Source organism: Microvirga lotononidis (assembly GCF_034627025.1).
Classification (GTDB): Bacteria; Pseudomonadota; Alphaproteobacteria; order Rhizobiales; family Beijerinckiaceae; genus Microvirga; species Microvirga lotononidis.
The window spans coordinates 235,066-248,748 of sequence record NZ_CP141048.1 but is presented as its reverse complement, the minus strand read 5'-3'; the positions used below and the strand labels follow the sequence as shown (position 1 = coordinate 248,748).

Sequence of the window (13,683 nt, the reverse complement as noted above, 5' to 3'; positions counted from 1 at the left end):
CCGGACCGGGGTGCCGGCCGGTCCTTCGAGAGATTCCATTATGGAGCAGGTGTCGATTTGGACCAGAAGGAGTGCAGCCCCTAAAGGGGCCCACACCCATCTTTGTTAATGCGGGATGCCGTCGCCTCCATCGCGCTTGAGAACGGCAAAGGGAAGAGTGCCCAGGAGTGACGCCATCGCCGCGTGATCGGATTCGATGAGAATATCCTCTCGCGTGAGCACGTTTTTCCAGCGCCCGTGGGGCAGGGAGACGGCTGTATCGCCCCAGGTGGGCTGATCGGAAGGATTGTCCTCGCTGTCTGTCAGACCGTTCCAGAGGCGCGGCACGATGACGGCGAGGGCCGTGTCGTCGTGCTGCCTGAGATAGCCGAGCAGGTGAGTCGAGAACTCGCCCTCTAACGACAAGGGCTGGTAATCACCCTCGGCATAGAGGTCAGGCGCTGCCGCACGGTCGTGAAGCAGCCGCATGAGAATATACTGCTTGATCCGGCCTTCGGGCCAGGATTCCATCAAGGCCGCAGCCGGCTCGTTCATGTCGAGCGCCTTGATCCGGGCTTCGTAATCGACGGGTCGCCGATTGTCAGGATCGACCAGGGAGAAGTCCCAGAACTCGGTGCCCTGGTAAATGTCGGGAACGCCCGGCAGGGTCATCTTCAGGATGGTCCGCGAGAGCCCGTTCAGCATGCCCAGACGAGAGAGGCGTCGGGCGAGAGGGTTCAGGCGATCGAGGATGCGGTTCTGCGGGTCGAGCGCCGCCTGAAGGAGCCGACGGGCTGCTGCCTCATAGGCTCCGTTCGGGGCAACCCAGCTCGTATGTCGCTTGGCTTCCCGGAGAGCCTTGGTGAGATATTCCTCCATCCGCTCCTGGAACGCTGCGAGATGCTCGGCATCCGTCCCGTTCAGAAGCTCCAGGGGCCATGCGCCGAGGAGCGCCTGGAGCAGGATCACCTGATCGTTGGCATCAGGCGCGAGCGCGCCGTCCACCTCGGACAGGTGAGGAGCGGCGATGTCCCGCCAGAGGTCGAGCGCCCGCGCCCATTCCTGCGGCATTTCCGAAAGCGCGAGCAGGCGCGCTCGCGCATCCTCACCGCGTTTCGTGTCGTGCGTCGCGGTGGCGATCATTGCATACGGCCAATTGCGGGCACGATCCGCATTCGTCTGGTGGAAGGCTTGCGGAGACAGGCCGAAATGGCCCGGGTCGCCGCCGACTTCGTTGAGCGCGATCAGGCGGCCATAGCGATAGAACAGAGTGTCCTCCAGGCTCTTGGCCATGACCGGGCCTGTGAGCTGCTGGAAGCGACGCCGGAAGCGGCGGATATCGGCAGGATTGGCTTTTGTCTTGCCCAGAAGGGCGGAGGCGATGAAATCGTGCACGCTGCGATCGGGCAGGGTGCTTGCTTGCTGCGCGTCCCGGATCGTCTCCCCGAGCAACCGCACATCTTCCACCGAAGGTTCGCCGTCACCGAGATAGCTGCGATAGACCGGGAAGGCTGCCACGATCTCGATGAGGGCTCGGCGTAAGGAGAAAGCCGTATAATCCCGCGTGCGTCGGTCGGCATCAGCGATGGCCTTGATGTCCGAGACCAGAACCTCCAGCTCGCTGGCGAAATTTTTCTCGGTGATCTCGACCTTGGCCTGTTTCAGCAGGTCGGCATAGGAGTCCTGAAGGCCTGAAGCGTCCCTATAGATGCGTTCGAAGGTATCGCCTGCCTCAGCATTCACCAGTACGCCGTCGATCACGTTGAGCACGTCGTAGCCGGACGTTCCCGCCACCGGCCAGGGGCGCAGTTCCTCCCCCGGCTCCAGGATTTTCTCCACCGCCACGAAGAAGCCCGGTCCCACCTTCCTCTGAAGGGCACGGGTATAGCCCTCCGGATCGGCGAGCCCGTCGATATGGTCGATCCGCAACCCGTGGATAAGGCCTTCGCCCACAAGGCGGACGATGAGCTCGTGCGTCTTCTCGAAAATCTCCGTGATCTCGACCCGAATGCCCGCCAGGGTATTGATGTCGAAGAAGCGGCGGTAGTTGATGTCGCTCGATGCGACCCGCCAATAGGCGAGGCGATAGGACTGGGCGTCCAGGAGACGGTGCAGAATGTTGAAGCTTTCCGGCTGGCCGGGAGCGCCGTTGACGACTGCGACCGCGCCGTCGACGGCCTTCTTCACGGCCGTCGAGGCCGCGACCGCCTGGGCTAGGTCTCGCTTTATCCTCTCGGCTTTCTCCGGCAGGGAACCGCGCTCTTCCTGAGGATCCTTCAGCGCCCTCAAGCGCTCGGCAAGGGCCCGCAATTCACCGGCCTTCGTCCCGTCGGCGATGGCGGCAAGCGCCAGATCGAGCACGGCCGGATAGGTCGTCGGACAGATCGGGAAGCGGTGCTCCCAGTGCCAGACGCTGAAGGAGCCTTCCTCGGGGTCGAATTTCAGCTGGAGTTCGCCCTTCTCCAACACCTCCCCGTAAAGACCGCTCAGGGATGGGACGATCAGCTTGCCGTCGGCGCCCGGCCGCTCCCAGTCGATGTCGAACGCATCGGCCACAGGCGAGAGCCGGCCCCATTCGAGCACCGAGAGCCACCAGCCATTGTCCTTCCCGCCCACGCCCATGTGGTTCGGAACGATGTCGAGCAGGAGCTTGAGGCCATGCTCCTTCAACGTATCGGAGAGGCGGCGGAAGCCCTCTTCGCCGCCGAGTTCCGGATTGATCGTCGAATGGTCGACGATGTCATAGCCATGGGTCGATCCGGGCGCGGCCGTCTGGATCGGCGAGGAATAGACATGGCTGATGCCGAGCTTCGCCAGATAAGGCACGATCTTCACCGCGTCGTCGAAGGTGAAGCCCTTGTGAAACTGCAGGCGGTAGGTGGCGCGGGGTGGAGTCGAGGCGAGGGCATTGCGGCGGGCGCGGAAGTCCCGCCCTTCCTCCGCCAGGGCGACGGCCAGCCTGGGCATCAGGCTGTCCGGCGAGGTGATGGTCTCGATCGTGTTCGACAGGCGCCGGCGCCAATTGGGGTGCCCCGCATCCATGCCCGGCATGTTGGGCTGGTTCAACTCTCCCGAGGCGTCCTCGATCTGGAGGGCGGTGAGCACGCACGACGTGCGCCCGAGATAGCGGATCGTTTCCTCGAGCGGCGGTTCATCCGGAAGTCGAGATGAGGGAAGGAGACCCTGGTCAGCCAGGGCTTCCGTCAGATGCTGCCTGTCGGCAGCTCTTGCGAGGCGCTCGTCGGCCGCTTTGGCGGGATCGAAGATGCCCAGCGTCTGACGCAGATCGATGTCGAGGCCGCGCCACCAGCCGGTGAAGGTCGGAAGGTCATGGGTCGTGATGACGGCCATGGCCGAGCGCGGATATTCACCCGGCTTCTTGAATGCCGATCCGTCGCGCTCGAAAGGAAGCACCCGGTAGCTGAGAACTCCCGATTCCATGATGGCGTCGGAGAAGCCCTCCGGGGCCGTGCCGAGATCCTCGGCGATCACGAGACATTGGGCGCGATGGCTCTCCACGCGCAACACGGCCAGCATCGCCTCGAACGGATAATCCACATAGGCACCCTGGGACGCGGGGGCGCCGGAGGGGATGAGAAACAGGCGCTGGAGCTGGAACGCATGGTCGATCCGGATCGCCCCGGCATGGCGCATATTGGCGGAGACGAGATCGCGGAACGCGGCCAGTCCCTGCTCCTCAAGGGTGAGTGGATTGAAGGGCGGCAAGCCCCAATCCTGCCCCTGGGGTCCGAGCGGATCCGGGGGCGCCCCGATGGACAGCTCTGGCGCATAACGCTCCGGCGTCGCCCAAATCTCGGAGCCGCCGCCATCCGCGCCTACCGCGAGGTCCCGGTAGAGACCGATGGGAAGGCCCGCGCCGCGGGCCCGTTCCGCCGCCTGCGCGAGTTGATCGTCGGCCAGCCATTGCAGCCAAGCATGGAAGGCCACCCGTTCCGCGTGATCCATGCGAAACCGCCTGACGGCGACGGAATGGACCGAGCGATATTCCTCCGGCCAATCGCCGCTCCAGAACCGGCCCTGCTCGCGGAAGTGCTCGGAAAGGGCTTCGAACGTGGCGTGGGCCTCGAGGGCTTCGCCGCCGGCCCTCCGAAAGGCTTCGAAGGCATCATGCTCGCCCGATCGCCGGAAACGCTCCCAAATGGCATCGAGAAGCGGGCGCTTGAGAGCCCAGACCTCGGCATAATCGATGAGCTGGGCGCTACGGAGCCGGCCGAGGCGCGCCTTCGCGTCCGGCTCGTCGAGGAGCTTTGCGGCACCGCTCTCGGTAAAACCAGCAGCCGCCGTCGGGTCGATGTAGATGGATTCGAGGAAGAGCCGCGAGGAGGGCGAGTAGGGCGAGATCTTCGAGCGATCCGAGGCAAAGAGCGCGTGGACGGGGCTGAGGCCCAGGAAGGCCCCGCCGAGGCGGCCGATGCTCTCGGCCGCCAACGTCACATCGGAATAGTCGCCGATGCCGAGATCGCGCTTGGAACGCAGGGAATATATCTGTGCGACCGCGCCCCAGAGCTTTGCCTTCCCCTGAAAAGCGTCCGGCTCCCAGCACCGGGGCGGGGCGGCGATGATGGTCGTCTCCGTGTCTCCCAGACGGAGGCGGTGATATCCTGTCGGCAGGGCGGGAAGGTCCAAGCTGCTCTCGTGTTTACCAAGGCGGCCTTCATGGACCGCGCCGTTCTCCTCGATCAGGATCCAGGAATGCGGCCCCGGAGCCGCGCGGAACTCGATTGTCGAGGACCTGTCCGCCTCGACCGTGACGACGGCCGGGACCGGACCGTTCTTCAGGCGCTCCAGCCGGTCGAGGCTCTCGCGAGCGCTGGTCTCGGACGAGGTGTCGAGCCCGAGCGCGGTCAGCAGTGCCAGACGCGTGGCCGGGCTGGTCTCGACGCTGTTTCCGAATGCATCGGTGTAGTCCGGAGAAATACCGACAAGGGCGGCCATGCGCTCCAAGAGAGCGTCCAGCTTGCTCATGCCGATTGTCCTTTCAAGATGATGCCCGACCAGGGCGTGAGTTGAAGATCTGCGCTGCTGACATCGATGCCGGGGCTCGCCCAGAGTGCGCGAGCATTGCCCTCGACGGGTATGGTCATGAGAGCGCCGCCGAAATTCGCGAGAAGACGGAGCGTGCTCCCGGCGAAGCGCCAGCTGACGTCGAGCGTGTTCTCCGAGGACACCTTATATTGCGAACCGCGATAATCGCTTTTGAGCAACGGAACGATTTCACTGCGCCTGATGTCGAGAAGATGACGGGTCCGTGACAGGACCTCGCGATGCGGCGAACGCTCCACCTCCGTCCAGTCGATCCTGGATCGCTCGAAGGTCGTTCGGTCCGTCGGGTCGGGAATCCTCTGTGACATTTCCGGATCCGTGAACGCCTTGAAGCGCTTGAACTCGCCCCGCCGCCCATCCCGAACGGCTTCGGCCAGGTCCGGTTCGCTCTCGAAGTCGACGAAGAACTGGAACGGCGTCGATGCGGCCCATTCCTCGCCCATGAACAGCAAAGGGATCTGCGGCGAGAGCAGGAAGATGGCTTGCGCGAGTTCGAGGCGCTCGGGTGGGATCAGATGCGCAAGGCGCTCGCCGAAGGCGCGGTTGCCGATCTGGTCGTGGTTCTGCAGGAAGGCCACGAAGGCGCTGGGTGGAAGATGCCCCGACGGCTCGCCGCGAAGGACGCCCTCCTTGTGCGGCGACGGATCGCCCTGATAGGCGAAGCCTTCCGCCAGCGACCGGCCGAGGTGCTGGAGCGGCTTGTTCGCATAATCCTCGTAATAGCCCTCGTTCTCTCCGGTCAGGAGCGCGTGCCAGGAATTGTGGATGTCGTCCGCCCACTGCGCCGTATGGAGCTTCGGCTGTCGTGTCTCGCCGCGATCGAGCCAGCGCGCCTGATTGGCTTCGTTTTCGAGCACCAGGTGAACATGGCGGTCGGGAATGGCCTGCCTGATGCGGTTCGCCAGCTCCTCGATGAAGTGCGGCCGACCGTCATCCGTGATGGCATGGACGGCGTCGAAGCGAAGCCCGTCGAAGTGGAACTCCTGCAACCAGTAGAGCGCGTTGTGGAAGAAAAAGTCACGCACCACGCCCGCGCCTTCGCCATCCACGTTGATGCCGGCGCCCCAGGGCGTCGGGTGGCGTTCGGTGAAGAAGGTCTTGGCGTAGGCATGGAGATAGTTTCCGGAAGGCCCGAAATGGTTGTAGACCACATCGAGGAACACCATGAGTCCGAGTTCGTGCGCGCGCTCGACCAGACGCTTGAGATCCTCCGGGCTTCCGTAGGCGGCGTCCGGTGCATAGGGCAGGACGCCATCGTACCCCCAATTGCGATGACCCGGGAACTCGCCGATCGGCATGAGTTCAATGGCCGTCACGCCAAGGTCTCTTAACGCTTCGAGCTTGCCCATCAGGCCCGCATAGGTGCCTTCCGGCGTGGCCGTTCCCACGTGGACCTCATAGAGGACGGTCTCTTCCCAGGGGCGGCCCGCCCAGGAGGCGTCGGACCAATCATAGGATTGCGGATCGACCACGAGGCTGAGCCCATGGACATCGTCGGGTTGGAAGCGGGATGCCGGATCGGGCACGACGATATCGCCGTCGATCCTGTAGCCGTAGCGGCTTCCGGCTCGCGCAGATCCGGAGACATGGCGGTACCAGCCGTCGCTGTCCTTGCTGAGTGAGTGTTCCCCATCGTCGAGCACAAGGCTCACCTCGCGCGCCGTCGGCGCCCACAAGGCAAAGCGAATGCCATCGGAGGTTATCTCTGCCCCAAAGGGCATGGAGTGAACGCGCCGCATCGGATCCCCGGAATCTCTTCATGGAAGCACTTGCGAACGAGCATCTTAAGGCAATGTTCCAGCCGGTACTAAAAAAACAGCCAAGCTCGGATTCCATGCAACGTTCGCCATGCCCGGAAAAGCTCGGCCGTCCGCTCAGTTCGAGGTACCCGAAAATTTTCTGAAATTTCGACGGAACCCGTTCCGGGGGCAGCGAGTTAAACAGCGCGACTGCCTATGGCGCGGGGGTCGCTGGGGATTGCGCCGCTGAGCGAACATGCTGGAATCATTTGAACTGGAAGCCGATGCGGCTCTCCCGACGACGGCGCATGCCGAATTGCAGGACATGGTTCCGTCGTCCGTTTCCGTGAAACGTCGTCAGTCCATTCTATTCGTTACGTCCGAAATTGCCGACTACATCAAGGCCGGTGGCCTGGGCGAGGTCTCCGCGGCGCTCCCGCGCGCTCTCCGGCGCCAATACGACGTGCGCATTCTCATCCCGGGCTATCGTCAGGTTCTGTCGCAGATCGGACCGGTGGAAGAGATTGCCCGCCTGCCTGCCTCCTTCGGGATCCCCGCCTGCGGCCTGGGGCGCGGCACGACGCAGGACGGTCTGACGGTCTATGTTCTGCTCTGCCCGGAACTCTATGACCGCGACGGCTCGCCTTATGTCGACGGCTTCGGCATGGACTGGAGCGACAACGACATTCGTTTCGCACGCCTCGGCCTTGCCGCAGCGGATATCGCTTGCGGCAGCGGCGATCCCCTCTGGCGTGCCGACCTTATGCATCTCAATGATTGGCCGTCGGGTCTCGCATCGGCTTATCTGGCTTGGCGCGGACAGCACATTCCAACCATCCTGACGATTCACAACCTTGCCTATCAGGGCAACTTCGATCGCAGCCGGATGTCCCATCTCGGTATTCCCGACGCGGCGTTCCAGATCAACGGCGTCGAGTTCTACGGCAAGCTCTCCTTCCTGAAGGCAGGCATCTATTACTCGTCCCACATCACGACGGTCAGCTCGACCTATGCCCAGGAGATCACGCGGCCGGAATTCGGCTGCGGTCTCGACGGCTTGCTGCGGACCTGCGCCGAACAGGGCCGACTGGACGGCATCATCAACGGCATCGACGAGAGCTGGGACCCGAGCCGGGATCCCTATCTGGTGAGCCCTTTCTCGGCGGAGAACTGGCGCGGCAAGCGCATCAATGCCGACAATGTCCGCGAGAATTTCGGCCTTGCCCTGTCGAACGGGCCGCTCTTCGCGGTCGTTTCGCGGCTGGTTCACCAGAAAGGCGTCGATCTTGCCATCTCGGCGGCCGAAACCATCGTTTCGCAGGGCGGGCAGATCGCGGTCATCGGCCAGGGCGAGCCGCGCTTCGAATCCGAATTGCAGGCGCTCGCGAGCCGTCATCCCGGTTCCGTCGGCGTGAAGATCGGTTACGATGAGGGTGATGCCCGGCGCATGTATGCGGGCAGCGACTTCCTGCTCATGCCGTCCCGCTTCGAGCCCTGTGGTCTGAGCCAGATGTACGCGCAGCGTTTCGGCTCCCTGCCGATTGCGCATCGAACCGGCGGACTTGCGGATACGATCGAGGACGGCATCAACGGGTTCCTGTTCGGCGAGCCTTCACTCGGTCGCTTCATGGATGCCATCAGAAGAGGTCTCGAAACATTCCGCTCGGGATCTCGCCTCACGGCTATGCGAAGGGCTGCGATGAGCAGGCCGCACGGTTGGGACCGGTCCGCCTCCCGGTATCAGGAAGTCTACGAGCGTGCCTGCCGGACCGCACTCGCGTAGTTCCTGCTCACAATGGAAATCTGTAACAATGGGCTGGGCGATGTTCAGCCCATTTTTCGTTCAACCTGATCGACGAATGGTCGATGCTGACACGACGTTGCAGCCTTATTCTTAAGCCTGTGCCGTTTTTTCGTGCATGTGGCGTCTGAATGTGTCTCCGTCGGTGCCTGGGATAGAAGTCAGCCCGATCTGAAGCATAAGGCATTATTCGACCTGGCATGGTTCTTGCGTAATCGACCGGTGTTGCACCTGAAACAGGGCGGCCAAGGGAGAGGACCTATGTCGATGTTGAAGATGACCCGCAGACACCTGATGGCGCTGGCCTCCGCCGCGCTGGTCTCCGGCGCTGTCATGGGAACGGCGCAAGCGCAGGAGACGATCAAGGTCGGTGTTCTGCACTCTCTGTCCGGCACGATGGCGATCAGTGAGACGACGTTGAAGGACGTCATGCTGATGCTCATCGACGAGCAGAACAAGAAGGGCGGTCTGCTCGGCAAGAAGCTCGAGGCGGTCGTCGTCGATCCCGCGTCCAACTGGCCTCTCTTCGCCGAAAAGGCCCGCGAGCTGATCAGCCAGAACAAGGTCGCGGCCGTGTTCGGATGCTGGACCTCCGTGTCCCGCAAATCCGTGCTGCCGGTGTTCAAGGAACTCAACAGCATCCTCTTCTATCCCGTGCAATACGAGGGCGAGGAAAGCGAACGGAATGTGTTCTACACGGGCGCCGCGCCGAACCAGCAGGCCATTCCGGCCGTCGACTATCTCGCCAAGGAGGAAAAGGTCGAGCGCTGGGTCCTCGCCGGCACCGACTATGTCTATCCGCGCACAACCAACAAGATTCTCGAAGCCTACTTGAAGTCCAAGGGCGTGAAGTCCGAGGACATCATGATCAACTACACGCCCTTCGGTCATTCCGATTGGCAGACCATCGTGGCCGACATCAAGAAGTTCGGCTCGGCCGGCAAGAAGACGGCCGTCGTCTCCACCATCAATGGCGATGCCAACGTGCCGTTCTACAAGGAACTCGCCAACCAGGGCGTGAAGGCGACGGACATCCCGGTCGTGGCCTTCTCCGTCGGCGAAGAAGAGCTTGCCGGCATCGACACCAAGCCGCTCGTCGGGCACCTTGCCGCCTGGAACTACTTCCAGTCCGTCGACACGCCCGAGAACAAGGCCTTCATCGAGAAATGGAAAGCCTTCACCAAGAACGACAAGCGCGTCACCAACGACCCGATGGAAGCGCACGTGATCGGCTTCAACATGTGGGTGAAGGCTGTCGAGAAGGCCGGCAGCACGGATCCCGACAAGGTGATCGACGCCATCGTGGGTGTCGAGGTTCCGAACCTGACCGGCGGCGTTTCCAAGATGCTCCCGAACCATCACATCACCAAGCCGGTTCTCATCGGCGAGATCAAGGAGGACGGGCAGTTCGAAACCGTCTCTCAGACGGATGCGCTCGTCCCGGGCGATGCCTGGTCGAAGTATCTCGAAGGCTCGAAGGACCTGATCGCCGACTGGAAGGATCTCAAGTGCGGCAACTACAACACCGTCACGAAGAAGTGCGGCGCGTGATCTAGGCACGCATTCCAACGAGGGCGGCCTGCGGGCCGTCCTCGCCCAATCCTCCGTTCGAAGTGATCGCATGACCAGCTTGCGCAGCATTCTGCAGGCCATCGTTCTGCTCATCGGGACGATGTCGGCCGCCATGGCTGGCCCCTATGAGGACGCCCTGCCCAAATTCGCGACCGACAGCTATGCCGATACAGAGGCGGCGATCGGCGCCGTCGCGACCAGCGGCTATACGCAGGCCATGAGCCTCGTCGAAGCCCTGCGCGACGGACGGCTGATGGCCGCTGCGGGCCGGGTCTATATCCGCGAGGCCGCAGGCGGGTTCGTCGATGCCGCGACAGGGCAGGCGGTCGCACCTCCTGCGGGTGCCAAGCCGGTGCGGGTCAACAATCGTGTCCGCCGCGCCGTCGAAGCCGCGCTCGGCAGCATGACGTTGCTCAGCCCGCAGTCCGACATACGGCTCGATGCCGCCCGCGCGGTCTTCCGCTCGCGCGATGCAGCGGCGCTTCCGACCCTCGAGCGGGCCATCGCCCAGGAGAGCGACGCTCGCGTGAGAGAGGCGCTCGAAAGCGCCCGCGCGGCCGTTCTCCTCGGCAAAGCCGATGTTTCAACGGCCGACAAGCTCGCCGCCATCGAAACCCTGCGCGCCCGTGGCGACCAGGAGGCGCTGGCGCTCCTGTCCTCCCTGCCATCCGGAACGCCCACGGAGGTATCCGATGCCGCGAGCAAGGCCGTCGACGGCATTCGCTCCCGGCTTGCGCTCTGGAACGGCGTGCAGAACGTCTGGTACGGGATCTCCCTCGGGTCGGTCCTGCTGCTGGCCGCGATCGGTCTCTCCATCACCTTCGGCACGATGGGCGTCATCAACATGGCCCATGGCGAGATGGTCATGATCGGAGCCTACACGACCTTCCTCGTGCAGGAGGTGATCCGAAACCACGCTCCCGGCCTTTTCGGCGCATCGCTCTTCATCGCGCTGCCGCTCGCCTTCCTGGTGGCCGGGCTGATCGGCATTCTCATCGAGCGGACGGTGATCCGCTTCCTGTATGGCCGGCCGCTCGAAACGCTTCTGGCCACATGGGGACTGTCCCTCATTCTTCAGCAGGGTGTGCGCACGATCTTCGGCCCCACCAACCGCGAGGTCGGCACGCCCGCCTGGATGAGCGGCGCGCTGGAGATCGGGGGCTTGAGCCTCACCTATAACCGCATCGCCATCGTGGTCTTCGCCTTCGCGGTCTCCACGGCTCTGCTCCTCGTGCTGCGCTACACCGCGCTCGGCCTCTATGTCCGCGCCGTCACGCAGAACCGGCGCATGGCGGGCTCCATGGGCATCAGGACCAACCGCATCGATGCCCTGGCCTTCGGGCTCGGATCCGGCGTCGCCGGAATTGCCGGCGTGGCGCTCTCGCAGATCGACAACGTCAGCCCCAATCTCGGGCAGGGCTACATCATCGACAGCTTCATGGTGGTCGTGTTCGGCGGCGTCGGAAATCTCTGGGGCACGCTGGTCGGTGCGATGACGCTCGGCGTCGCCAACAAGCTCCTCGAACCCTATGCGGGCGCGGTGCTCGGCAAGATCGTCCTGCTCATCGCGATCATTCTCTTCATCCAGAGGCGTCCGCGCGGTCTCTTCGCGCTCAAAGGCAGGGCGGTCGAAGCATGACAACGCAATCGGTGCTCGATCGCCATAGCATCATCGTCCTCCTCCTGCTCGGAGCGGCCGCCATTCTGGTGCCGGTCCTGAACGTGGCCGTTGCGCCGGGATCGCCGCTCCACCTGTCGGACCATCTCGTGCCGCTCATCGGCAAGTATGTCTGTTTTGCCCTGCTGGCGCTCTCGGTCGATCTGATCTGGGGTTTCTGCGGCATTCTCTCTCTCGGGCATGGCGCCTTCTTCGCGCTCGGGGGCTATGCGATGGGCATGTACCTCATGCGCCAGATCGGTCCGCGCGGAGTTTATGCCGATCCGATCCTTCCTGACTTCATGGTGTTCCTGAACTGGAAGGAGCTGCCTTGGTTCTGGCAGGGTTTCGACTGGTTTCCGTTCGCAGCCCTCATGGTGCTCATCGTGCCGGGACTTCTGGCCTTCGTGTTCGGATGGTTCGCCTTCCGCTCGCGCGTGACCGGCGTCTACCTTTCCATCATCACGCAGGCCATGACCTTCGCTCTGATGCTCGCTTTCTTTCGCAACGACATGGGCTTCGGTGGCAATAACGGATTGACCGACTTCAAGGACATCCTCGGCTTCCCAATTCAGTCCGCCTCGACGCGCATCGTCCTCTTCGTCCTGTCCGTGGGGGCGCTGGCCGGCGGCTATCTGCTATGCCGTTGGGTGGTCAATTCGAAGTTCGGCAAGGTGCTCGTCGCAGTTCGCGACGCGGAGAGCCGCACGCGCTTCCTCGGCTATCGCGTCGAGCACTACAAGCTCGCCGTCTTCACGCTCTCGGCCATGCTGGCGGGTGTTGCGGGCGCGCTCTACGTGCCGCAGGTCGGCATCATCAATCCGAGCGAGTTCGCGCCGGCCAATTCGATCGAGTTGGTCATCTGGGTGGCGGTCGGCGGCCGTGGAACGCTGGCCGGCCCCATTCTCGGTGCGTTCCTGGTGAATGCGGGCAAGACCTGGTTCACGGGCGTGCTGCCGGAATTCTGGCTCTTCGCCCTCGGTGGCCTCTTCGTCTTCGTCACGCTCCTGATGCCGCGCGGGATCCTAGGCGCCGCCACGGATCTCTGGACGGGCGCCGCCCGGAGGATGAAGTCCCGGCCGGTGCCCGAGACGGTCTCGCAGGCGGCGGAGTAGACCATGGCGGCACCCATCACCCCGACGCTTCTCTATCTCGACAATGTCTCCGTGTCCTTCGACGGCTTCCGGGCCTTGAATGCCCTGTCTCTCGCGGTCGATCACGCGGAGATGCGCGCCATCATCGGCCCCAACGGTGCGGGCAAGACCACGATGATGGACGTGATCACCGGCAAGACCCGTCCGAACGAGGGCACCGCCCTGTTCGAGGGCACGCACGACCTGACGGCGCTCGACGAGGCGGCGATCGCCGAACTCGGGATCGGCCGCAAGTTCCAGACGCCGACCGTGTTCGAGATGCACAGCGTCGAGGACAACATCCTGCTCGCCCTCAAGGAGAACCGTTCGGCCTTTGCCACGCTGCTGTCGCGGCGCACCGCCCGGGAGCGCGAGCGCATCGACGCCCTTCTTGAGCGGGTGCGCCTGACTGCGCATCGTCACCGCAAGGCGGGAGAACTGTCCCACGGCCAGAAGCAATGGCTGGAGATCGGCATGCTGCTGGCGCAACAGCCGAAGCTCCTGCTGATCGACGAGCCCGCTGCCGGCATGACCGATCAGGAGACCGCCGATACGGCCGATCTCCTGCGCGACATCGCGAAGACGCAGGCCGTCATCGTTGTGGAGCACGACATGACCTTCGTGCGCGACCTCGACGTGAAGGTCACCTGCCTTCACGAAGGCTCCGTGCTCGCCGAAGGCACGCTCGATGCGGTGAGCGCGAACGAGCGGGTCGTCGAGGTTTATCTGGGACGATGA

Annotated in this window: 7 protein-coding genes; 5 read left to right on the top strand and 2 right to left on the bottom strand. The window is 63.6% G+C overall.

What is annotated here, in order from left to right; all coding sequences use genetic code 11:
* Positions 1 to 105: 105 nt before the first annotated feature.
* Positions 106 to 4,965, bottom strand: a complete 4,860-nt coding sequence (locus U0023_RS01185; RefSeq protein ID WP_009764193.1) for a malto-oligosyltrehalose synthase — start codon at positions 4,963 to 4,965, stop codon at positions 106 to 108.
* On the bottom strand, positions 4,962 to 6,782 hold the full coding sequence (treZ, locus tag U0023_RS01180; protein WP_009764194.1) for a malto-oligosyltrehalose trehalohydrolase: 1,821 nt from the start codon (positions 6,780 to 6,782) through the stop codon (positions 4,962 to 4,964). Before treZ ends, U0023_RS01185 begins: the two co-directional genes overlap by 4 nt.
* 256 nt (positions 6,783 to 7,038) lie before the next feature.
* Here treZ and glgA point away from each other — a divergent pair, with 256 nt between their 5' ends.
* From glgA to urtD, 5 genes are all read left to right on the top strand, one after another.
* Entirely contained in the window at positions 7,039 to 8,565 is a 1,527-nt protein-coding gene (glgA, locus tag U0023_RS01175) for a glycogen synthase GlgA (protein ID WP_009764195.1), read from the top strand.
* Between the two features lie 312 nt (positions 8,566 to 8,877).
* The gene (gene urtA, locus U0023_RS01170) at positions 8,878 to 10,134 is read left to right on the top strand and encodes an urea ABC transporter substrate-binding protein (RefSeq protein WP_052600653.1); all 1,257 of its coding nucleotides are present in this window, start codon (positions 8,878 to 8,880) and stop codon (positions 10,132 to 10,134) included.
* Positions 10,135 to 10,204: 70 nt separating this feature from the next.
* Complete coding sequence (gene urtB, locus U0023_RS01165; protein WP_009764197.1) at positions 10,205 to 11,794, top strand: urea ABC transporter permease subunit UrtB; 1,590 nt, start codon at positions 10,205 to 10,207, stop codon at positions 11,792 to 11,794.
* A complete protein-coding gene (gene urtC / locus U0023_RS01160) occupies positions 11,791 to 12,927 on the top strand; it encodes an urea ABC transporter permease subunit UrtC (protein ID WP_009764198.1) in 1,137 nt (378 codons plus the stop codon). Before urtB ends, urtC begins: the two co-directional genes overlap by 4 nt.
* A 3-nt stretch (positions 12,928 to 12,930) precedes the next feature.
* Positions 12,931 to 13,683, top strand: coding sequence for an urea ABC transporter ATP-binding protein UrtD (gene urtD / locus U0023_RS01155; RefSeq protein WP_009764199.1), 753 nt, complete (start codon positions 12,931 to 12,933; stop codon positions 13,681 to 13,683).